Here is a 19,219-nt window from a genome sequence, read left to right on the forward strand (position 1 = left end):
GCTCCTCGACTCCTCGCCTTACGGCTGTGCCTGCTGCGGGCTCGCGCCCGAGCCATGGGCGCCGCTGGCTGCCCGCGCGCCGCTGGCACCGTGGGCGCCGCTCGCGCCGCCGCCGCGACGGCCGCGGGCGCGTGGCGAACTCGCCGGAGTGAGCGCCGCGGCACGTGCCGCCGGGTCTACCGCCTCGACGGTCATGCCTTCCTTCAGGCGGTCCGCGCCATCCACAACCACACGCTGCCCGGGCTCCAGGCCCTTGAGCACGGCGCTGTGGCTGCCGTCGCCCGGCCCAAGCGTGACGACCTGCACCTTGACCGTGCTCTGGTCATCCACGACATACACGAACGTGCCCTGCTGGCCGCGCTGGATCGCCGCGATCGGGATCACGGTGGCGTCTTCCAGCGTGTCGATGCGTGTGCGCACGTTGACGAACTGGTTCGGGAACAACATGCCGTCCGTGTTCGCGAAGATCGCCTTGAGCTTGACGGTGCCCGTGGTGGTGTCGATCTGGTTGTCCGTGGTCAGCAGCGTACCCTCACCGAGCTGGTTGCGCATCTGGCGGTCCCAGGCTTGCACCGGCAGCTTCTCGCCGGCGTTGAGCTTCTTCAGCACCGAGGGCAGGTTGTCCTCGGGGATCGTGTACAGCACCGCGATCGGCTGGATCTGGGTGATCAGGGCGATGCCGTTGGTGTCGCTCGGGTTGACGATATTGCCCGGATCGACCTGACGCAGGCCAATGCGGCCCGACGTCGGCGCGACGATGCGCGTGTACCCAAGCTGGATGCGCGCGTTGTCGACGTTACCCTGGTCGGTCTTGACCGTCCCCTCGTACTGGCGCACCAGCGCGTCCTGCGTATCCACCTGCTGGCTCGAGATCGAGTCCTGCGCCAGCAGCGTCTTGTAGCGCTTCTGGTCCAGGCGGGCGTTCTGGAGCAATGCCTGGTCGCGGGCGAGCTGGCCGACAGCCTGGTCGAGCGTGGCCTGGAACGGGCGCGGGTCGATCTCGGCCAGCACGTCGCCGGCCTTGACCATCTGGCCTTCCTTGAACAGCACCTTGAGCAGCGGGCCGGAAACCTGCGCGCGCACCGTGACGTTGGCCACCGGCGTCACGTTGCCCAGGCCGTTCAGGACCACGTCCATGTTGCGGCGCGTCACGCGGTTGACCACCACTGGCGAGCGCTGCTGCGCGCCCGGCCCGCCAGGGCCACCGGCGCCGCTAGCGCCTCCGGGGCCCCGCCTGCCCGCGCCCATCCCGGCGGCGCCACTGGCCGCGCCGGCACTCGTGGCGCCGGCTTCCTGCGCGGCCTTGCGATGGCCATGCCAGTACCAGCCGGCACCGGCCAGCACGACGATGACTGCGCCGGCAATCCACGTGCGGCGTCGGGACCGGGTATTACCGCCCGGTGTGGGCGGATTGGGAGGAGTGGGTTGACCTTGTTCTGGGTTGGACATGACCGGAATCCTGGGAGCGGCACGACGAAAAAGTGGGGCGTGCCAACGGTATTCGCACAAGCATTGTGACGGCGAAGTTGCAGCAGTATGCCGCATCGCACGGGCAGGGTGCCTCGCCGTCAGGGGGATGGCCTGAAGCATAATGTGCGGCTCCCATCCCACCTGTTTCGCCGCGCCCTGCTTTTATTACAGCGGATTACCAGCGACGTGGGTGTAACCTCCGGAAACAAAACGGTCCGGGACATTTGCAAAGCCGCATGTCCGGCCTGACTATCATGTGCCTATGCGTACAAACCAGCCCACCCAGATTCTCGTCGTCGATGACGATCCCGAACTGCGCGACCTGCTGCGCGAGTACCTGACATCCCAGGGATTCGCGGTTTCCGTGCTCCATGATGGCGACGGCCTGCAGGCGCGGCTCGAGCGCGAGCGCCCGGCGCTGATCGTGCTCGACCTGATGATGCCGAAGGTCGACGGCCTGACCGCCCTGCGCAACCTGCGCGCCAAGAACGACGATATTCCGGTGATCCTGCTGACCGCGCGCAGCGACGAGATCGACCGCATCGTCGGGCTGGAGATCGGCGCGGACGACTACCTCGGCAAGCCGTTTTCGCCACGCGAGTTGCTGGCGCGGATCAATGCCGTGCTGCGCCGCAAGCTGGCCCGCCCGGCCGCCGCCCCCGAAGATCGGGAATCCGTGGTGTTCGGGCCGTTCCGGGTGAACTTCCGTCAGCGCTCGCTCGAACGCAGCGGCCAGTCCGTTTCCATCAGCGACACCGAATTCGCGCTGCTCAAGCTGCTGCTGTCGCATCCGCTTGAAGTGCTCTCTCGCGAGCGCATTGTCGAACTGATGTACGGCACCGCCAACGGCATCAGCGACCGGGGCATCGACGTGCAGATCTGGCGCCTGCGCCGCCTGCTCGACGAGGACGCCCAGCGCCCGCGCTATATCCAGACCGTACGTGGCCGCGGCTACACCTTTGTGCCCGACGAGGCCGAGGACAGCATTCCGCAATGAAGCTTCGCATCGATACCCTGTTTGGCCGCATCGCGCTGCTAATCGCGGCCGTGTTGGTAATCAGCCACTTTTCGTGGCTGGCCATCCTTCGCATGGACCGGCGCCAGCAGCAGATCGACTATTCGGTCGAGCAGATGATCTTCCAGCTCGACAGTATCCAGCGGGCGCTCGATGCGACGCCGCCGTTGCCCCTGCCGAGCCTGGTGGAAGTGGCGGATGCCTCTACCGCCGACGAGCACGCCTCCGTTCCGCAAGCCGGCCGGGCGCGCCGGCTGGTGGAGCAGTTCACGCGGCGCCTGCCGCCGGGTACCGAGGTGCGGCTCGAGGACGAACTGTCCACGCCGCGGCTGTGGATCAAGCTTCCCAAGCGCAATCGATGGATCGCCATGCCGATCCTGTTCGTGCACAACCCGCCGCCGGACAATCGATTGCTGCCGGGCGTGGTGCTGGTGGTAGGGATAGCGATCATCTTCGCATTGCTGATCGCATGGCAGATCCAGCGCCCTGTGCGGGACATGGCCGAGGCGGCGGAGAAGCTGTCGCGCCAGCAACTGGTGTCGCCGCTGCGCGAGCGCGGACCGCATGAGCTGCGGCAACTGATCGTGCGTTTCAATCGCATGGTCGCAGACCTTGTGCGCATCGATCAGGAACGCAACACAATGCTGGCCGGCATCGCGCACGACCTGAAGACCCCGCTCGCACGCCTGCGGTTGCGTGCGGAGATGCTGTCGGATCCGAAGGCCGCTGCCGGCGTGACGCGCGATGTGGAGTCGATGTCGGCCATCGTCGAGCAGTTCCTGACCTTCGCGCAAAGCAGCGAGCCTACCGCGCGGCCCGTGCCGGTGGACAAGCGTATCGGCGAACTGGCGGCGTCCTTGCAGGAACAGGACAGGAAGGTGGTGCTGGAACTGAACGCGGGCGATGGCTTCCGCATGATCGCCACTCAGCTTGACCGGATCATCGGCAATCTTGTCGACAACGCCTACGCCTACGGCCAGCCGCCGGTGTGCGTGGCCACGAGCCGCACGCAGGAAGGCTGGAAGCTGATCGTCGAGGATGAGGGGCCGGGGATTCCGGATGACGCGATCGAACGCGTGACGATGCCGTTCGTGCGGCTCGATCCGGCACGTGGCGGCAATGCGCATTCGGGATTGGGCCTGGCGATCGTCGATCGCCTGGTGCGGCAGGCAGGCGGACGCCTGTCCATTGCCAACCGCGAGGAAGGCGGCCTGCGCGTGGAAATGGTGTTTCCGTTCGCAGCCATGGCGCAGGCGGCTTGATGCGGTAACTTTGCCGAAGGCTTCCCCCTCGTCCATGAATGGGAGAGGGGAGCACACAGCTTGTGCTTCAGACGTTCAAACCTTCTTCTTCTCCCCGATCCGGCTTTCCTTGCCCGCCAGCAGCTTTGCGATGTTGGCGCGGTGGCGCGCGATCAGCAGCACGCTGATCACCAGAATCGCGCCGGCCATGATGTCCACGCCATTCATCAGTACATAGAAGAACGGCGCGAAGATCGCCGAGATCAGCGCGGCCAGCGACGAATAGCGGAAGAAGAACGCGATGATCAGCCACGTGGCCAGCGTGCCGGCGCCGAGGATCGGATCGATCGCGAACAGGATGCCGGCGGCCGTAGCCACGCCCTTGCCGCCCGCGAAGCGATGGTAGAGCGGGAACAGATGGCCGAGGAACACGGCCAGCGCCACCAGCGCGATGCCGGTCTCGTCCACGCCGTATGCCGGGCCGAAGTGTTTGGCCAGCAGCACCGCTGCCAGGCCTTTCAGTGCGTCGCCGATCAGCGTGAAAATGGCCGCCTTCTTGTTGCCGGTGCGCAGCACGTTCGTGGCGCCGGGGTTGCCGGAGCCATAGCTGTGCGGATCGGGCAGGCCCATGACTTTGCTGACCACGACGGCGAATGACACCGATCCGATCAGGTAAGCGATGACGGCGAAGAGCAGGTTGATCATTTCTGTGGGAATAGGGCTAGGAATTTCAGGCTGGCGCGATTGTAGCGCGGCGCCGGGTCATCCAACTCCGTGACTTTCCCCTATACGCGGTGTCAGTCCGGCAGCGCGCATTCCACCGGCTTGGCGCCAACCAGCGCTTCCAGTACCGACGGCGCGACGCTGACCAGGTATCCACGGCGGCCGCCATTGATGTAGATCTTGTCCAGCGTCAATATCGACGCCTCGACATAGACCGGCATTTTCTTCTTCGTGCCGAAGGGCGACGTGCCGCCAACCATATAGCCGCTGTGGCGCTGCGCCACTTCGGGCTTGCATGCCTGCACGCTCTTGGCGCCGATCTGCCGTGCGAGATTCTTAGTCGAGACCGAGCAGTCGCCATGCATCAGCACGATCAGCGGCTTGGCCGCTTCGTCTTCCATCACCAGTGTCTTGACCACGTCGTGCTCGGGCACGCCGAGCTGACGTGACGATTCGCCCGTGCCGCCGTGGTCGACGTAGTCATAGGTGTGCTCGCCGAACGTGACGCCGTGCTTGCGCAGCATTTGCGTGGCGGGGGTTTCGGAGACGTGCTTGCTCTTGCTCATATCGGGTGGTCGGTCGCGCGGGTCAGCCGCGCGGATGGTGATGCAGGTGCAGTTCGCGCAGGCGCTCGCGCGCGACGTGCGTATAGATCTGCGTGGTGGAGATATCGGCGTGCCCCAGCAGCAACTGCACCACGCGCAGGTCGGCGCCGTGATTGAGCAGGTGCGTGGCAAAGGCGTGCCGGAGCGTATGCGGGGAAAGCGGGGCGTGAATGCCCGCGTCACGCGCGTGTTTCTTGATCAGGTGCCAGAACGTCTGGCGTGTCATGCCCTCGCCGCGCTGCGTGACGAAGAGTTCGTCGCACGCGCGGCCCGCCAGCAACGTGGGGCGCGCATCGGACAGGTAGCGATGCAGCCAGTCGCCGGCCTGCGCGCCGAATGGCACCAGCCGCTCCTTGTTGCCCTTGCCGCCAACCACGCGCGCCACGCCTTCATTCAGGCCGACTTCGATGGTCTTCATGTTCGTGAGCTCGGACACGCGCAACCCGCTCGCATACATCAGCTCGAGCATGGTGCGGTCCCGCAGGCCCAGCGGCGTTTCGATATCGGGGGCTTCCAGCAGCGCCACCACCTGTGCCTCGGACAGCGTCTTCGGGAACCGGGGCGGCTGCTTGGCGGGGCGCAGCAGCAGGCAGGGGTCCGCCTCGATCATGTGCTCGCGCAGGGCCCACTGATAGAAGCGGCGGAACACAGTCAGGCGGCGATTGGCCGAGGAAGCGCGTGTCTCCAGGTGACGCGCGGCGAAGTATCCGGATAGCGCGGTGTCGTCGACGCCCAGCAGCGCCGTGGCGCCAGACTCGTGCAGCCAGCGCGCCAGCATGGCCAGGTCGCGCCGGTAGGCGTCGATCGTGTTGCGTGCCAGGCCATCTTCGAGCCACAACGCATCGCAGAACCGGTCGACCAGCGACAGGTCGCCATCGAGTGCGGCCGTCATAGCAGCATCGCGCCTTCATGGCGCAGCAGCCAGCGCTTCACGCCCAGATGGAATCCTTCCTCGCCATGATGCGCGAAGCCGCCGAGTCCGTTGGCCGCCACCACGCGATGACATGGCACCACGATCGGAAACCAGTTCTGTCCGCAGGCCTGGCCCACGGCGCGCGGCATGCTCTGCAGCGATTTCGCAATGGTGCCGTAGGTCGTCAGGCCGCCTCGCGGCACGGCGCTGATGGCTGCCCAGACTTTGCGCTGGAAGTCCGTGCCACGCCGCGCCAGCGGCAGGTCAAACACGGTGTCCGCATTGGCGTAGTAGGCGTCGAGCTGCTCCGCCACGCGCTTTGTCAACGCGCTGGTTGGCGGGACTTCGGCAAAGCTGTCGGGCAGATAGACGATTTCGTGAACCTGCGTGCCATCGACACGTACGCCGACCTTGCCAAATGGCGCGGGCAGGACGGCATCGAAGTGATGTTGCATGGTGGATGGCGGGATAACGTGGCGATGAGCGATTTTATGCCGATTCCAGATGCATATCGAATGCAATGGGACGACCCGCCCGCTCGGCGGGGGCGGACAGGGGAAGAATGCTGGCGCCGCGTCTGTCAGGCGCAACAAAAAAGGACCTCCGTGGAGGTCCTTTCTCGCTACCTGCGGATACCCGCTTATTGCTCGAGCTTGATGTTCTGAACCTTCACCAGGTTCTTCATCTTGTCGAATTCCTTCTTGATTTCGGCGGCGTGCTGCGCCGGCGTATTGCCCGACGGTTCGGCGCCAGCCGCCTGCAGGCGCTGGACGAAGGCCTTGTCCTGCAGCGCCTTCACCACCGCGGCGTTGAGCTTGTTGATGACGTCGTCAGGCGTGCCGGCCGGGGCCACCAGACCGTACCAGGCCGGGTCGTTCGGCTCCTTCAGGCCCATTTCGCCGAAGGTCGGCACGTCAGGCAGTCCCTCGACGCGCTTGTTCCAGGCCACCACGATCGGGCGCAGCTTGCCGGCCTTGATGTACGGCATCGACGACGGCAGGTTGTCCACCATGATCGGCACCTGGCCAGCCAGTACGTCGTTCAGGGCAGGGCCCGCGCCACGGTACGGAATGTGCACCATGAACGTCTTGGTCGAGACCTTGAACTGCTCGCCGAGCATGTGGCCGAAGCCGCAGGTGCCCGACGACGCGTACGAGTACTTGCCCGGGTTGGCCTTCAGCACCGCCAGGAACTCCTTGTAATCCTTGGCCGGGAAGTTCGGGTTCACGGCGATCACATTGGCCACGTTGGCCACGTTCGCGATGGGCTTGAAGTCCTTGATCGGGTCGTAGGAGAGCTTCGGGTTGCAGGCCGGGTTCACCGCCATCGTCGACACGGTGGAGATGCCGATCGTGTAGCCGTCCGGCGCCGCCTTGGCGATCGAATCGGCGCCGATCGAGCCACCCCCGCCCGCGCGGTTTTCCACCACGACCGTCTGGCCCAGGATGCGGCTCATCTGATCCGCCACGCCACGGCCGACGATGTCGGTGGTGCCGCCCGGCGCGAACGGAATGATCAGGCGGATCGGCTTGGTCGGATAGTTGCTCTGCGCGTGAGCCACCGACGCCACGGAGGCAGCCGCCGCGACGGCAGCGATCAATGCGGTTTTGCGAGCTTGCATGAGGAAAGGATCTCCCGTACGTGAAAGCCGGGCGGATCACACCCGGGGTTGGAATCGCCGGCGTGCCTTTGCGCGGATTTGCGCGGCACGGCGGCGTGCATGGGTCAGCCGCCCAGCAGGCCGCGCTTGAGGTTGCGGTCTACCGGATGGTCGCCCAGGAAAATGCGCAGTACGGCCTGGTAGAAGTCTTCGCCGGCAATGGCCTGGCCGCGTGGGATGCCGTTGAGCGCCACTACGGTGCCGCCTTCGGGCGTGAAGTCGAAATTGATGATGTCGCCACGGTGCGCGGCGCCCATCTCGGTCATGGTCTGTTGGAGCTGCGCCAGGCGATCGGCCAGCATCTTCATCTGCAGCTCGGAATGGTTCTCGCGCAAGCCTTCGTTGAGCGCCTTGATGAACGATTCCGCCTCCACTTCCCGCAGCACGCGCAGTTGCAGCCGCTTGGGCCCGCGCGTGGCCAGCGCCACCGTTGCATTGCGGGCGCGTTCGGGCAGGTACAGGCCCGCTACATAGCCCTTGATCACGAATACCGAGCGCAAGCCGGCGCCGTTGAGTGCCAGTTCCTTGCCGCCGAGCCGCGTCGCGTCGTCGAAGCGAACCCCCTCGATGACCATCGCCGATGCAGGTGGCGTCAGCATCCAAAGCGCCAGCGTCGCGCACAGCGTGGCGGCGAAACGGCGGGGAAGGGCGGTCGTACGGGAGGGAGACTTCAGGGACTTCATGGTGCGACGGGCGGCGGGTAAACCGCGGGCGAGACGAAATACAGCGTGCCATGCTGCCGGAATTCTGAAAAAATACCCATCCGTATCTGCCCTAGGCTGCACATTTCATGATGCAAGGCAAACGAGCAGATGTGATGAAAACGACAAAACAAACGAGACAATGTCTTCCGCACTCCTGCTGGTCCCGGATTTCAGCCTGATTCTGATTGGCTGGCTGCTGGTTCGATACACCCCATTCGACCGCGGTTTCTGGGCCGGAGTGGAGCGCCTGGTCTACTTCGTCCTGTTCCCTGCACTGCTGCTGCAATCGACGAACAGCGCCAAGTTCGACTTCTCGTCGACGTCCGCCATGCTCGGCCTGGCCCTGCTCACGATGGTCTTCGGCATGGCCACCGGATATCTGGTCAAGTGGGTGTTGCGGCCGGCACCGGCGGATTTCGCCTCGGGCCTGCAGACAGCCTTCCGTTTCAATTCCTACATTGGCCTGGCCCTGGCCGCGCGGCTTGGCAATGGCGAGGGCCTGGCGCTGATGGCGCTGGTCGTCGGGGTGACGGTGCCGCTGTGCAACGTCGTGGCGGTGTGGGCGCTGGCGAAGCATGGCGAGGCGCGTGTGCTGCGCGAACTGGTCCGGAATCCGCTGATCCTGGCCACGGCCACTGGGCTGGTCACGAACCTGCTGGGCCTGCATCCGCCCGAGGTGGTGGCGATGACGCTGAATCGGCTGGGTTCGGCTTCCACCGCGCTCGGGCTGATGACCGTCGGCGCCGGGCTGCAGATGAGCGGGGCCACCGGCACGGCCGGCCCGATGGCTTGGTGGAGCGGCGTAAAGCTGCTGGCCATGCCCTGTTTTGCGTGGCTGGTGGGGAAGTATCTGCCGCTGACTCCGTTGCAGTACCAGATCGTGGTGGTCTACGCGTCGCTGCCCACAGCATCGAGTTCGTACATCCTGGCCGTGCGCATGGGCGGCAATGGCCCAATGGTGGCTGCGACGATTTCCGCGATGACCGTCGTGGCGATCGTGACCACGCCGGTGTGGCTGTCGCTGGTGAGCTAGCGGCCTACGCGTAGCCGCCTAGCCGCGCTCAGGGGCCCGGTCCTGCGCGAGCGCCCATTCGATATGCTCGCGCACCAGTGGCGTGGCCGCATCGAGCCGTGTGTGGAGTGACGCGCGGATGCGGTCGGCCAGCGCCGGATCGTTCACTGCCGCGGCGCGCAGGCTGTTGCCGAGGCCTACGGCCAGGTTGCGCAGCCAGCGTTCATGACCGATCCGCCGGATCGGGCTGCCTTCGAGCCGCTGGTTGAACTCTGCTTCGCTCCAACTGAACAGTGCTGCCATGTCGGGCGCGTCGAAGCCATTGCGCACGTCGAAGTCCGGTAACGTGGCGCGATGGGCGAACTTGTTCCACGGGCACGCCAGTTGGCAATCGTCGCAACCGTAGACGCGATTGCCCATCGGCGCGCGCAGGTCTTCGGGGATCGCGCCCTTGTGTTCGATCGTCAGATAAGAAATGCAACGCCGCGCATCCACCAGATAGGGCTCCACGATGGCCTGGGTCGGACAGATGTCGATGCAGCGGCGGCAGTTGCCACAGTGCGGTGCCTCGGCCGAATCGGCGGGCAACGGGATATCGACGAGGATCTCGCCGAGAAAGAACATCGAGCCGCCATCGCGGTCGAGCAGCAGGGTGTGCTTGCCGCGCCAGCCCAGGCCACCCTGGCTGGCCAGCGCCACCTCCATGACCGGGGCCGAATCGGTGAAGACGCGGTAGCCGAACGCGCCGATCGCGGTCTCGATACGGGCCGCCAGCTGCTGCAGCCGGTTGCGGAGTACCTTGTGATAGTCGCGGCCACGCGCATAGAGCGAGATCACGGCGGTCGCGGGGTCGTCGAGGCGGGCGAGTTCGTGCCGGCGCCAGTCGTCGTCACGCTGCATGGGCAGATAGGGCATGCGCGCGACGATGGCGCGCACGGTGCCGGGCACCAGTTCGGCCGGGCGGGCGCGCTTTGTGCCGTGGTTGGCCATATAATCCATGTCGCCGTGGTAGCCCGCCTGCAACCACGCCAACAGGCCCGCTTCGGCGTGCCGAAGATCGACATCGGCGATGCGGATCGCATCGAATCCGAGCTCACCCCCCCAGGCACGAATTTGTGCCACCAGCGACGCCAGAGAGTCCCTGGCAGCTTGCGGGGACGACGTGGACGGCACCGGAACGGGGTCTTTCGCGGGGGAGGAGGCGGGAACTACTCGGTCGATCATTCCTGAATTGTACGCAATGCCCCTGCTCGAAGAACGCATTCTGCCGCTACCGGACGAAGCCGCCACCGAACGGTTTGGCGCGGCGCTGGCCGCCGCTGCGCGCGCGATGCCGCCGCGCACGATCCATCTGCAGCTGTCCGGAGACCTTGGCGCGGGCAAGACCACGCTGACGCGCGCCGTGCTGCGCGCGCTCGGACACGCCGGCAAGGTGCGTAGTCCCACCTACACGCTGTGCGAACCCTATGAAGTGCTGCGTGCCGATGGATCGCCGCTGACGGTCTACCACTTCGATCTCTATCGCTTCGCCGACCCCGAGGAGTGGATCGACGCAGGATTTCGCGACTGTTTTGCCGAACCGGCGCTCAATCTTGTGGAGTGGCCGGAAAAGGCGGGCCGCCTGCTGGGGGAACCAGACCTCCATGTGTTGCTCCAATCGGACAATCGTGTCTCACATTGGGCCGATAACGGGGCCGATGCGGGCGCGGATCGCCGCATGGCAACGCTGCGCGCCTATACTCCCACTGGACTTACCCTGCTGAACGCATGCTGATCAAGCGACTCGCTACCGACCGACCCGATGGACCCGACGGACTGCTGAAGGCCCGCCGCAAATGGATGGCGCAGGCGCTGAAAGCCAGTGCCGGTACGGTCGTATTGACCATTGCCGGGCCGCAGATTGCCTTTGGCGCCGGCATCGTCGCGGTGCGGGTGTGGCCGGCCGAGGACTACACGCGGGTGACCATCGAGTCCGACGAGCGCCTGGTGGCCGTGCACCAGATGATCCGCAACCCGGACCGTCTCGTGGTCGACATCGACGGGCTCGACCTGTCGCCGACGCTGCGCGAACTCGTGGCGAAGATCACGCCGAACGATCCGTATATCCAGTCCGTGCGCGTGGGACAGAACCGCCCGCGCGTGGTGCGGATGGTGTTCGACCTCAAGGAAGACGTCTCGCCGCAGGTGTTCACGCTTGCGCCGATCAGCGACTACCGCAATCGACTCGTATTCGACCTGTATCCGGTCAATCCGCCCGACCCGCTCTGGAAGCTCGTGCGTGATACCGAGGACAAGCAGCGGCGATTCGCCGCCGCGCCGCCGCCTGCCGGTACCGATGGTGTGTCCGGTGCGCCCGCTGGCGCGGAAGAAGATGCAATCGGTGCGATCGTGCGCAAGTTCGAGGATCGGGACCAGCTTCCGTCGCCGACTACCGCTCCGCCTCCCGCGTTGGCCGGCGTGAAGCCCAGGCCCCCCCTGCCGTCCCCCGCGCCCGTGGCGCCGCCGCCGACGGCGCGGACCAATCTGCCGCCACCAAGCGAATTCAAGATGCGCCGCCTGCTGACCGTGGCCATCGATCCCGGACATGGTGGTGAAGACCCGGGGGCGATCGGTGCCGCGGGATCGCGCGAGAAGGATGTGGTGCTGCAGATCGCCACGCGCCTGCGCGCGAAGATCGACGCGCAGCCCAATATGCGCGCGATGATGACGCGCGATTCGGACTTCTTCGTGCCACTCAACGTGCGCGTGCAAAAGGCCCGCCGCGTGCAGGCAGACCTGTTCGTGTCGATCCACGCCGACGCTTTCCTGTCGCCCGAGGCGCGTGGGGCATCGGTGTTCGCGTTGTCTGAACGCGGCGCGTCAAGCTCCGCCGCGCGCTGGCTGGCCAACAAGGAAAACAATGCCGATCTGATCGGTGGTGCCAATATGGGCAACAAGGATGCCCAGGTGGCGCGTGTGCTGCTGGACTTGTCCACAACGGCGCAGATCAACGACAGCATGCAGGTAGGCAGGTCCGTGCTGCAGGAGATCGGTGGGATCAACAAGCTGCACAAGGGCAGCGTGGAGCAGGCGGGATTCGCGGTGCTCAAGGCGCCCGATATTCCGTCGATCCTGATCGAGACCGCGTTCATCAGCAATCCCGAGGAAGAGCGCAAGCTCAACGACGACAGCCATCAGGAGCAACTGGCCAACGCCATCCTGCGAGGCATCAAGGCGTACTTCGCGCGCAATCCGCCGCTGTCGAAGAATCCATCGGTGTGATGGTCGACGGTGGCCAATGCGACAGCGGGCCACCCTTCACCATGCAAAAGAAAACGGCGCCTGGGGCGCCGTTTTCTTTTGATCGACAAGCCTGTCTCAGGCACGCACCGCCTCACGCGTTTCCACGTCATCGCGGTTTGCGTACCGCGCGGCGATGACCGAGCAGACAATCAGTTGGAGCTGGTGATAGACCATCAGCGGCAGCACCAGCAGGCCCAGGGCCGGATGACCGGCGAACAGGATCTTGGCCATCGGGATACCGTTGGCAAGGCTCTTCTTCGAGCCGCAGAACACGGCCGTGATTTCATCTTCCACCGAAAAGCCCAGGCGACGTGCCGTGAACGTGGTGGTGCCCAGAATCACGAACAGCAGGACGGCTGCGATACCCATCACTGCGCCGATGGTCTGCCAGTGGTACTGATGCCAGAGGCCGGCGGCGGTGGCGTCGCAGAACGACGAGTAGACGATCAGCACGATCACGCCACGGTCGATCTTGTTGGTGATCTGCTTCTTCTTGGCCAGCCAGTTGCCGATCAACGGACGCGCGGCCTGACCCAGCGCGAACGGCAGCAGCAGTTGCAGCGCCACGCCCATCAGCGCGCGACCCAGCGGCATCGACGCGCCGCTGGCGCTGATCACCAGGCCCATCAGCAGCGGGGTCAGCGCCATGCCGATCAGGCCCGAGATCGTGGCGTTGAAGATGGCGCCGGGCACGTTGCCACGTGCCATCGACGTCATCGCCACCGACGACGACACCGTGGACGGCAGTGCGCACAGATAGAACACGCCCAGCAGCAACTCGGGCGGCAGCGTGTTGCGCAGCGACAGCATCAGCAGCACGCCGACGATCGGGAACACGATATACGTGAAAGACTGCACGAACACATGCAGACGCCAATGCTTGGCACCCGCCACGAGCTTGTCACGCGACAATGCGGCGCCGTGCAGGAAAAACACCAGGGCGACACCGAGATTGGTGACCACGCCAAGGCGCAGCGGGCCGTCACCGGTTCCGATTTCAGGGGCAATCAGCGCGATGCCGATGGCGGTCAACATGATCAGCACGAACCCGTCGATCAGGTCGTAGATCTTTTTGAAGGGGGCGAGAATGGCGGACATTGATAGGGATAGTGCGTAAGGGTTTCTGCTTGGTATTGGACCCTCGTCCTGTCTAGAATGCAAATTCATTTATTTCATCCATTCATTTCAACGTTGCATGAATTACACACTGCGGCAGTTGCGGGTCTTTCTGGCGGTGGCGGGGCATGGCAGTTTCAGCCGGGCAGCGGATGCCGTCGGGCTGACGCAGCCGGCGGTCAGTCGGGGTGTTGCTGAGCTTGAAGAGGCACTTGGCGTACGCCTGCTGGATCGCACGACGCGGGAAGTCGTGCTGACCGAGGCTGGAACGGCGCTGGTACCAGCGCTGGAGCGGTTGCTGGGCCAGCTAGACGACACCCTGGAAGAGACGCGGCAGTCCGGTGAACGCTATCGCGGTCGGGTTGTGATAGCCAGTGCCCCGACGATCTCGGCACGACTGATGCCGATGTATGTGGCGGCCTGCGCGAGCCAGTATCCCGACATCCGGTTGTTCGTGCGCGACAACGTCCAGGCCGACGGCCTCGAGCAGATCCGCGCCGGCGCGGTCGATTTCGGGGTGTTGATCGATCCGATGGCACGTGAGGGGCTGACCATCGCGCCGCTCGCCACCGATCCGTTCTGTTTCGTATGCCGGCGCGACCATCCACTGGCCGAGGCGGATTCGGTGCCCTGGACCGCGTTGCACGGCGAGCGCCTGGTGCTGCTCGATTTTGCCTCCGGCAGCCGGCCGTTGATCGACCGGATCTTCGCCCGTCATGGCGCGGTGCCGCAGGTGGTGCAGGAACTCGGGCACTCCGCCAGCGTATTCGGCATGGTGGAGGCAGGGATCGGGGCCTCGGTCCTGCCGTCCTTCTCGTTGCCGTTGCCCGAGGCGTCCCCGCTGGTCTCGAAGCCGCTGACGCCGCGCGAGGAACGCAGCATCGTCATGGTCCGTCGCGAGGACCGGTCGCTGTCACCGGCGGCGGCCGCGGTCTGGAACATGGTCCAGACCATGGCGATCCCGGCCGAAACTGCGACGGGCTGACTGCGACCGGCGAGGGGAGGACTGAGGGGAGGGCTGTTACGCGCGGGGAGAGGCGGTCACCATTGCCGCTTCCAGCGCAAAGCTGCCGTCGGGCTGCACGCGATAGCGATCACGAACTTCGGCTGGCGCCTTTTCCCACAGGTGGCGGATCGCGGCCGCCGCAACTTCTGGCGTGCGCATCCGGGCCACCCAGCTGCTGAACTCGATGTCGATGCGCCAGACCGGCGACACCTCTACCTGGAATCCGGCAGCCTCGAACATCTGCGTCCACACGGTCGGCGTGTAGTCGCGGATGTGCGATGGGTCGCGGAGCAATTCCACGGATTGCAGCCAAGTATCGCAAAGCGGGTCTTCGGCGCCGACGATGTCGATCAGCGCTACCTTGCCGTTCGGCTTCAGCACGCGGCGGATTTCACGCAGCGCGGCGGGAACGTCGCGCCAGTGGTGGGCACTCATGCGCGAGACCACGGCGCAAAAGCTGGCGTCGTCGAACGGCAGTTGCTCGGCAGCACCCTGCTGTGTCTTGACGTTGCCAAGGCCGCGATCGCGTGCCGCGCCTGCCACGACGTCGAGCATTTCCGCCGACAGGTCGTAAGCCACCACTTCGTTGGCAACCGTTGCAGCAGCAAAGCTTGCGTGGCCTGCGCCGCAGCCCAGGTCAAGCACACGGCTACGCGCCACCGGCTTCAGGTGAGCCAGCGCTTGCTTGAGTTGTTCGAGATCGGCGCCTTGGGCATGGACGGCGCTGGTCAGGTAGGCATTGGCGGTGGCGCCGAACTGGGCGGCGACGAGTTCCTGTTGTTGCATGGGGTGCCTCGATTCTTGTCGGATTGGCGATGGGGATTGCCCGGGCCCGGGGGTTCACGTACTGTAGATGTGCTCTTTTCCCGGTACAAGTCACAGATTTATCCTGGTATAAGCACCACCAGTCATGTCCATCGAACCCACTCAAGTCAGTCGCGAAGCTGAACTCGGCGCATTTCTGCGCACCCACCGAGAGCGGCTGACGCCAAGCGACGTCGGCCTGCCGCCTGGCCGCAGGCGGCGCACGCCGGGATTGCGGCGCGAGGAAGTCGCGCAACTTTCGGGTTTGAGTGCTACATGGATCACGTGGTTGGAGCAGGGGAGACCGGTGGCGATGTCCGTGCGCGCGCTGGGCAGTCTGGCCGAGGCCCTGCGACTGTCTCGCGCCGAACGCGCCTATCTGTTCGCGCTGGCCGGCAAGCCCGAACCGCGCCAGGATGCCGAGCCCGCCGTGCCCGCCGCACTGCTTGCGAGCGTGCAGGCGATCTCGGGGCCTGCCTATCTGCTGGATCGCCAATGGACCGCCCGGGCATGGAATGACGCGGCCGCCGACCTGTTCGTCGGCTGGCTCGATGCGGCGTCCGGGGAGCGGAACCTGCTGCGAGCGATGTTCCTGCCGACGGCGTTGCAGGCGTTGGTGGAAGACTGGCCGCACCGCGCCGCACGGCTCGTGGCCGAGTTTCGCGTTCACAGCTTGCGTCATGCCGAAGATCCGCCGACACGCGCACTGATCGAGCGGCTCATGGAAGACAGCCCCGCGTTCGCGGCGGCCTGGCGTTCGCAGGACGTCGACGAGCGGCAAGGCGGCCGGCGCGGGTTTCATCACCCGACGCGCGGCCTGGTCTATTTCGAACAGCTCACGCTGGTACCCCCGGCTGCACCGGGGATGATGCTGGTGATGCTGCTGCCGGAAACAGCCTGATTCGGCGCGATTCGCCGCGAGTCGTCCTGCATCGGGCGACGCGCGGGCTTACTTCGGCTGCATACGGATCGCGCCATCCAGGCGGATCACTTCGCCATTCAACATCGTATTGCCGATGATCGACTGGACCAGCTTCGCGTACTCCGCGGGGCGGCCCAGGCGCGGCGGGAACGGCACCATCTTGCCGAGCGCCTCCTGCACCTCCGGCGGCATCCCAAGCAGCATCGGTGTTTCGAATAACCCTGGGGCGATGGTCAGGCAGCGCACGCCGTCGCGGGAAAGATCGCGCGCGATGGCCAGCGTCATGCCTACCACGCCGCCCTTCGATGCCGCATACGCAGCCTGGCCGATCTGGCCATCGAATGCAGCGACCGAGGCCGTATTGATGATCACGCCGCGTTCGCCTTCGGCATCGGGAGTGTTCTGCACCATCTCCGCGGCGGCGAGGCGAATCATGTTGAAAGTGCCGATCAGGTTGACGCGGATGGTCTTCTCGAACGCATCGAGCGGATGCGGTCCGTTCTTGCCGACCGTCTTGGCGGCCACGGCGATACCCGCGCAGTTGACCAGCCCGGAGAGCCGGCCTAGCTTCCGCGCGGCATCCACGGCCGCCTGACCGTCGGCTTCCGACGCCACGTCGCATTTGACGAACTGCCCGCCAAGCTCCGTGGCCAGCGCCGTGCCCGCGGCTTCGTTGAGGTCGGCAATCACGACCTTGCCGCCGGCAGCCGCCAGCATGCGCGCCGTGCCCGCGCCGAGCCCCGATGCGCCGCCCGTGACGATGAATACGTTGCCCTGAATGTCCATGCGTCTGTCTCCTCGTTGTAGATGCCGTTTACGTTAACGTCAATTGGAGGCTATTGTACGAACCGCGCGAACCGATCGGCAAATAAAAAAGCGGCCCGGTTGCCCAGGGCCGCTTCTTCTTGATGCTGGAAGCGCTTCGCGACTTACTTCAACGCGTCGAACACGCTTGTCGTGATCTTGTCGACTTCTCCAAGACCCGCGATCTTGCGGTACTTCGGCGGCGATACCTTCGCCGAGGCATCGCCGTTGGCGGCCCAGTTCGAGTAGTAATCGACCAGCGGACGGGTTTGCTGCGAGTACACGTCCAGGCGCTTGCGCACCGTCTCTTCCTTGTCGTCGTCGCGCTGGATCAGTGCTTCGCCCGTTTCGTCGTCGACCATGTCGGCCTTCGGCGGGTTGAACTTGACGTGGTAGGTCCGGCCCGACGCCACGTGCACGCGGCGGCCGCTCATGCGCTCGATGATGGCGTCGAACGGCACGTCGATTTCCAGCACGTAGTCGATCGCCACGCCGGCTTCCTTCATTGCCTCGGCCTGCGGAATCGTGCGCGGGAAACCATCGAACAGGTAGCCCTTTTCGCAATCAGGCTGCTTAAGACGGTCTTTCACCAGGCCGATAATGATGTCATCCGACACCAGTCCGCCCGCGTCCATCACCTTCTTGGCTTCGATGCCCAGCGGCGTGCCCGCCTTCACCGCGGCGCGCAGCATGTCGCCCGTGGAGATTTGCGGAATGCCGAACTTCTCGCAGATGAACTTGGCTTGCGTGCCTTTGCCGGCGCCAGGTGCGCCCAACAGGATCAAACGCATTTACGGGTCCTCAAGGTATTTGAATTCGGTCTGGCGGGAGGGATGGAAGGAGGGTACCGCCGCAACTTGACGCAGGACTTACGCGGTCAGGCCAGACTGTACGAGTCGAGCCATGTGCCGGAGTCAGGTCATGCTCGACGCGCCGGGCGCGCAGCAGGTGCCAGCGGGCACGCGCGCATCCGGTCGGGCTCGATCTCTATCTCCCCACCGAGTCTTTGCGAAGTGCGGCGAACGCGCCTCACGGACTCTGTTTCGGCAAGCATTATGCCATGGGCCGTATGGATTCGGCCCCCGCCGAAGTTGCAGCAGTGTGAACTTCAGCGGGCGAATGTTGTCACGGCCCTTCCTGAGCCATGCCCTGCGCCCATAGCGCGCGCACGCGTTCCAGGTCCGCCGGCGTGTCCACGCCCGGCGCCGGTGCAGCCGCCGTCACCATGACGCCGATCCGCTCGCCATGCCACATGGCGCGCAGTTGCTCGAGCGCTTCGGTCTGTTCGACCGGCGCGACCGCCAGCGTCGGGAAGCGGCGCAGGAAGCCCGCGCGATAGGCATAGATGCCGATGTGACGCAGCACCGGCATGGCCGGCAGCGGGACTTGCGCGGTGGCAGCGGGCTGGGCCGGCACGGCAGACCAGGCGTCGCGTGCCCACGGAATCGGCGCGCGCGAGAAATAGAGCGCGCGGCCCGCGTTGTCGCAGACCACTTTCACCACGTTCGGGTTGAATACTTCGGCCACGTCGTCCAGCGGATGCGCTGCCGTGGCGATCGCGCAGTCAGGGTGCGCCGCCAGATGCAGCGCGACTTCGTCGATCAGCGTCGGCTCGATCAGCGGCTCGTCGCCCTGTACGTTGACGACGATCGCGTCATCGGCCAGCCCGAGCTGTGCCGCTACTTCCGACAGCCGGTCGGTGCCGGACTGATGGTCGGCACGCGTGAGCACGGCTTCGACGCCATGCGCGGCGCAGGCCTGCGCAACTTCCTGCGAGTCTGTTGCCACCACGGTGCGCTGGGCCGACGATGCGTGGGCGCGTTCAGCCACGCGCACGATCATCGGATGGCCGCCGATATCGGCCAGCGGCTTGTTAGGCAGCCGCGTGGAGGCGAGGCGGGCGGGGATGACAACGGTAAAGGTCGGGATGCTCATCGTGCGA

The 19,219-nt window shown here is 65.5% G+C and carries 20 protein-coding genes; 7 read left to right on the top strand and 13 right to left on the bottom strand.

Annotated elements, in window-relative coordinates:
- Positions 1 to 18: 18 nt before the first annotated feature.
- On the bottom strand, positions 19 to 1,449 hold the full coding sequence (locus K6G35_RS02525) for an MdtA/MuxA family multidrug efflux RND transporter periplasmic adaptor subunit (RefSeq protein WP_286879622.1): 1,431 nt from the start codon (positions 1,447 to 1,449) through the stop codon (positions 19 to 21).
- Between the two features lie 283 nt (positions 1,450 to 1,732).
- Between K6G35_RS02525 and K6G35_RS02530 the strand changes: the two genes are divergently transcribed.
- Entirely contained in the window at positions 1,733 to 2,467 is a 735-nt protein-coding gene (locus tag K6G35_RS02530) for a response regulator (RefSeq protein ID WP_008645039.1), read from the top strand.
- The gene (locus tag K6G35_RS02535) at positions 2,464 to 3,747 is read left to right on the top strand and encodes an ATP-binding protein (protein WP_008645036.1); all 1,284 of its coding nucleotides are present in this window, start codon (positions 2,464 to 2,466) and stop codon (positions 3,745 to 3,747) included. Before K6G35_RS02530 ends, K6G35_RS02535 begins: the two co-directional genes overlap by 4 nt.
- Positions 3,748 to 3,822: 75 nt before the next feature.
- On the opposite strand, the gene plsY is transcribed toward K6G35_RS02535, so the two are convergent.
- The 6 genes from plsY to K6G35_RS02565 form a co-directional block, all read right to left on the bottom strand.
- Entirely contained in the window at positions 3,823 to 4,431 is a 609-nt protein-coding gene (gene plsY / locus K6G35_RS02540) for a glycerol-3-phosphate 1-O-acyltransferase PlsY (RefSeq protein ID WP_008645034.1), read from the bottom strand.
- A 92-nt stretch (positions 4,432 to 4,523) separates the two neighbouring features.
- On the bottom strand, positions 4,524 to 5,015 hold the full coding sequence (gene ybaK / locus K6G35_RS02545) for a Cys-tRNA(Pro) deacylase (protein WP_008645031.1): 492 nt from the start codon (positions 5,013 to 5,015) through the stop codon (positions 4,524 to 4,526).
- A gap of 22 nt (positions 5,016 to 5,037) precedes the next feature.
- Positions 5,038 to 5,946, bottom strand: a complete 909-nt coding sequence (xerD, locus tag K6G35_RS02550; RefSeq protein ID WP_495676046.1) for a site-specific tyrosine recombinase XerD — start codon at positions 5,944 to 5,946, stop codon at positions 5,038 to 5,040.
- Complete coding sequence (locus K6G35_RS02555) at positions 5,943 to 6,422, bottom strand: methylated-DNA--[protein]-cysteine S-methyltransferase (RefSeq protein WP_008645026.1); 480 nt, start codon at positions 6,420 to 6,422, stop codon at positions 5,943 to 5,945. Before K6G35_RS02555 ends, xerD begins: the two co-directional genes overlap by 4 nt.
- A gap of 185 nt (positions 6,423 to 6,607) precedes the next feature.
- Positions 6,608 to 7,588, bottom strand: coding sequence for a tripartite tricarboxylate transporter substrate binding protein BugE (locus K6G35_RS02560; protein ID WP_008645024.1), 981 nt, complete (start codon positions 7,586 to 7,588; stop codon positions 6,608 to 6,610).
- 104 nt (positions 7,589 to 7,692) lie between these two features.
- Complete coding sequence (locus K6G35_RS02565) at positions 7,693 to 8,310, bottom strand: chalcone isomerase family protein (RefSeq protein WP_152414966.1); 618 nt, start codon at positions 8,308 to 8,310, stop codon at positions 7,693 to 7,695.
- A gap of 160 nt (positions 8,311 to 8,470) precedes the next feature.
- Between K6G35_RS02565 and K6G35_RS02570 the strand changes: the two genes are divergently transcribed.
- The gene (locus K6G35_RS02570) at positions 8,471 to 9,364 is read left to right on the top strand and encodes an AEC family transporter (RefSeq protein ID WP_008645019.1); all 894 of its coding nucleotides are present in this window, start codon (positions 8,471 to 8,473) and stop codon (positions 9,362 to 9,364) included.
- Positions 9,365 to 9,382: 18 nt separating this feature from the next.
- Here K6G35_RS02570 and queG read toward each other — a convergent pair whose 3' ends face one another.
- Positions 9,383 to 10,567, bottom strand: a complete 1,185-nt coding sequence (queG, locus tag K6G35_RS02575) for a tRNA epoxyqueuosine(34) reductase QueG (RefSeq protein WP_495676047.1) — start codon at positions 10,565 to 10,567, stop codon at positions 9,383 to 9,385.
- A 16-nt stretch (positions 10,568 to 10,583) separates the two neighbouring features.
- Here queG and tsaE point away from each other — a divergent pair, with 16 nt between their 5' ends.
- Together tsaE and K6G35_RS02585 are read left to right on the top strand one after the other, a co-directional pair.
- Positions 10,584 to 11,117 carry a tRNA (adenosine(37)-N6)-threonylcarbamoyltransferase complex ATPase subunit type 1 TsaE gene (gene tsaE / locus K6G35_RS02580; RefSeq protein ID WP_008645015.1) on the top strand — a complete coding sequence of 178 codons (534 nt, stop codon included), beginning with the start codon at positions 10,584 to 10,586 and terminating at the stop codon, positions 11,115 to 11,117.
- Positions 11,111 to 12,604 carry an N-acetylmuramoyl-L-alanine amidase gene (locus K6G35_RS02585; RefSeq protein ID WP_008645014.1) on the top strand — a complete coding sequence of 498 codons (1,494 nt, stop codon included), beginning with the start codon at positions 11,111 to 11,113 and terminating at the stop codon, positions 12,602 to 12,604. The genes tsaE and K6G35_RS02585 overlap by 7 nt, the downstream gene beginning before the upstream one ends.
- Positions 12,605 to 12,700: 96 nt before the next feature.
- Here K6G35_RS02585 and K6G35_RS02590 read toward each other — a convergent pair whose 3' ends face one another.
- Positions 12,701 to 13,723 (bottom strand): bile acid:sodium symporter family protein, encoded by a 1,023-nt coding sequence (locus K6G35_RS02590; RefSeq protein ID WP_008645010.1) that lies wholly within the window; start codon positions 13,721 to 13,723, stop codon positions 12,701 to 12,703.
- Positions 13,724 to 13,820: 97 nt separating this feature from the next.
- Between K6G35_RS02590 and K6G35_RS02595 the strand changes: the two genes are divergently transcribed.
- Positions 13,821 to 14,726, top strand: a complete 906-nt coding sequence (locus K6G35_RS02595) for a LysR family transcriptional regulator (RefSeq protein ID WP_008645008.1) — start codon at positions 13,821 to 13,823, stop codon at positions 14,724 to 14,726.
- A 36-nt stretch (positions 14,727 to 14,762) separates the two neighbouring features.
- Here the strand turns inward: K6G35_RS02595 and K6G35_RS02600 are convergent, their stop codons facing one another.
- Positions 14,763 to 15,533, bottom strand: a complete 771-nt coding sequence (locus K6G35_RS02600; RefSeq protein WP_008645007.1) for a class I SAM-dependent methyltransferase — start codon at positions 15,531 to 15,533, stop codon at positions 14,763 to 14,765.
- 124 nt (positions 15,534 to 15,657) lie between these two features.
- Between K6G35_RS02600 and K6G35_RS02605 the strand changes: the two genes are divergently transcribed.
- Positions 15,658 to 16,452 (top strand): helix-turn-helix transcriptional regulator, encoded by a 795-nt coding sequence (locus K6G35_RS02605; protein WP_051705302.1) that lies wholly within the window; start codon positions 15,658 to 15,660, stop codon positions 16,450 to 16,452.
- 48 nt (positions 16,453 to 16,500) lie between these two features.
- Here the strand turns inward: K6G35_RS02605 and K6G35_RS02610 are convergent, their stop codons facing one another.
- The 3 genes from K6G35_RS02610 to kdsB form a co-directional block, all read right to left on the bottom strand.
- Positions 16,501 to 17,259: a 3-hydroxyacyl-CoA dehydrogenase gene (locus K6G35_RS02610; protein ID WP_011515393.1), complete on the bottom strand. Its 759-nt coding sequence runs from the start codon at positions 17,257 to 17,259 to the stop codon at positions 16,501 to 16,503.
- A 143-nt stretch (positions 17,260 to 17,402) separates the two neighbouring features.
- On the bottom strand, positions 17,403 to 18,068 hold the full coding sequence (gene adk, locus K6G35_RS02615; protein ID WP_008645000.1) for an adenylate kinase: 666 nt from the start codon (positions 18,066 to 18,068) through the stop codon (positions 17,403 to 17,405).
- A 334-nt stretch (positions 18,069 to 18,402) separates the two neighbouring features.
- Entirely contained in the window at positions 18,403 to 19,212 is an 810-nt protein-coding gene (gene kdsB / locus K6G35_RS02620) for a 3-deoxy-manno-octulosonate cytidylyltransferase (RefSeq protein ID WP_008644999.1), read from the bottom strand.
- Positions 19,213 to 19,219 lie beyond the last annotated feature (7 nt).

This window comes from Cupriavidus sp. HY129, from assembly GCF_059492215.1.

What these genes read in the sequence shown, in the direction of transcription:
- queG (WP_495676047.1), bottom strand. Translation starts at nt 10,567, where the DNA reads ATGATCGACCGAGTAGTTCCCGCCTCCTCCCCCGCGAAAGACCCCGTT.
- adk (WP_008645000.1), bottom strand. Translation starts at nt 18,068, where the DNA reads ATGCGTTTGATCCTGTTGGGCGCACCTGGCGCCGGCAAAGGCACGCAA.
- K6G35_RS02560 (WP_008645024.1), bottom strand. Translation starts at nt 7,588, where the DNA reads ATGCAAGCTCGCAAAACCGCATTGATCGCTGCCGTCGCGGCGGCTGCC.
- K6G35_RS02565 (WP_152414966.1), bottom strand. Translation starts at nt 8,310, where the DNA reads ATGAAGTCCCTGAAGTCTCCCTCCCGTACGACCGCCCTTCCCCGCCGT.
- K6G35_RS02525 (WP_286879622.1), bottom strand. Translation starts at nt 1,449, where the DNA reads ATGTCCAACCCAGAACAAGGTCAACCCACTCCTCCCAATCCGCCCACA.
- K6G35_RS02530 (WP_008645039.1), top strand. Translation starts at nt 1,733, where the DNA reads ATGCGTACAAACCAGCCCACCCAGATTCTCGTCGTCGATGACGATCCC.
- tsaE (WP_008645015.1), top strand. Translation starts at nt 10,584, where the DNA reads ATGCCCCTGCTCGAAGAACGCATTCTGCCGCTACCGGACGAAGCCGCC.
- K6G35_RS02600 (WP_008645007.1), bottom strand. Translation starts at nt 15,533, where the DNA reads ATGCAACAACAGGAACTCGTCGCCGCCCAGTTCGGCGCCACCGCCAAT.
- K6G35_RS02570 (WP_008645019.1), top strand. Translation starts at nt 8,471, where the DNA reads ATGTCTTCCGCACTCCTGCTGGTCCCGGATTTCAGCCTGATTCTGATT.
- K6G35_RS02535 (WP_008645036.1), top strand. Translation starts at nt 2,464, where the DNA reads ATGAAGCTTCGCATCGATACCCTGTTTGGCCGCATCGCGCTGCTAATC.
- K6G35_RS02585 (WP_008645014.1), top strand. Translation starts at nt 11,111, where the DNA reads ATGCTGATCAAGCGACTCGCTACCGACCGACCCGATGGACCCGACGGA.
- kdsB (WP_008644999.1), bottom strand. Translation starts at nt 19,212, where the DNA reads ATGAGCATCCCGACCTTTACCGTTGTCATCCCCGCCCGCCTCGCCTCC.
- K6G35_RS02590 (WP_008645010.1), bottom strand. Translation starts at nt 13,723, where the DNA reads ATGTCCGCCATTCTCGCCCCCTTCAAAAAGATCTACGACCTGATCGAC.
- ybaK (WP_008645031.1), bottom strand. Translation starts at nt 5,015, where the DNA reads ATGAGCAAGAGCAAGCACGTCTCCGAAACCCCCGCCACGCAAATGCTG.
- plsY (WP_008645034.1), bottom strand. Translation starts at nt 4,431, where the DNA reads ATGATCAACCTGCTCTTCGCCGTCATCGCTTACCTGATCGGATCGGTG.
- xerD (WP_495676046.1), bottom strand. Translation starts at nt 5,946, where the DNA reads ATGACGGCCGCACTCGATGGCGACCTGTCGCTGGTCGACCGGTTCTGC.
- K6G35_RS02610 (WP_011515393.1), bottom strand. Translation starts at nt 17,259, where the DNA reads ATGGACATTCAGGGCAACGTATTCATCGTCACGGGCGGCGCATCGGGG.
- K6G35_RS02605 (WP_051705302.1), top strand. Translation starts at nt 15,658, where the DNA reads ATGTCCATCGAACCCACTCAAGTCAGTCGCGAAGCTGAACTCGGCGCA.
- K6G35_RS02555 (WP_008645026.1), bottom strand. Translation starts at nt 6,422, where the DNA reads ATGCAACATCACTTCGATGCCGTCCTGCCCGCGCCATTTGGCAAGGTC.
- K6G35_RS02595 (WP_008645008.1), top strand. Translation starts at nt 13,821, where the DNA reads ATGAATTACACACTGCGGCAGTTGCGGGTCTTTCTGGCGGTGGCGGGG.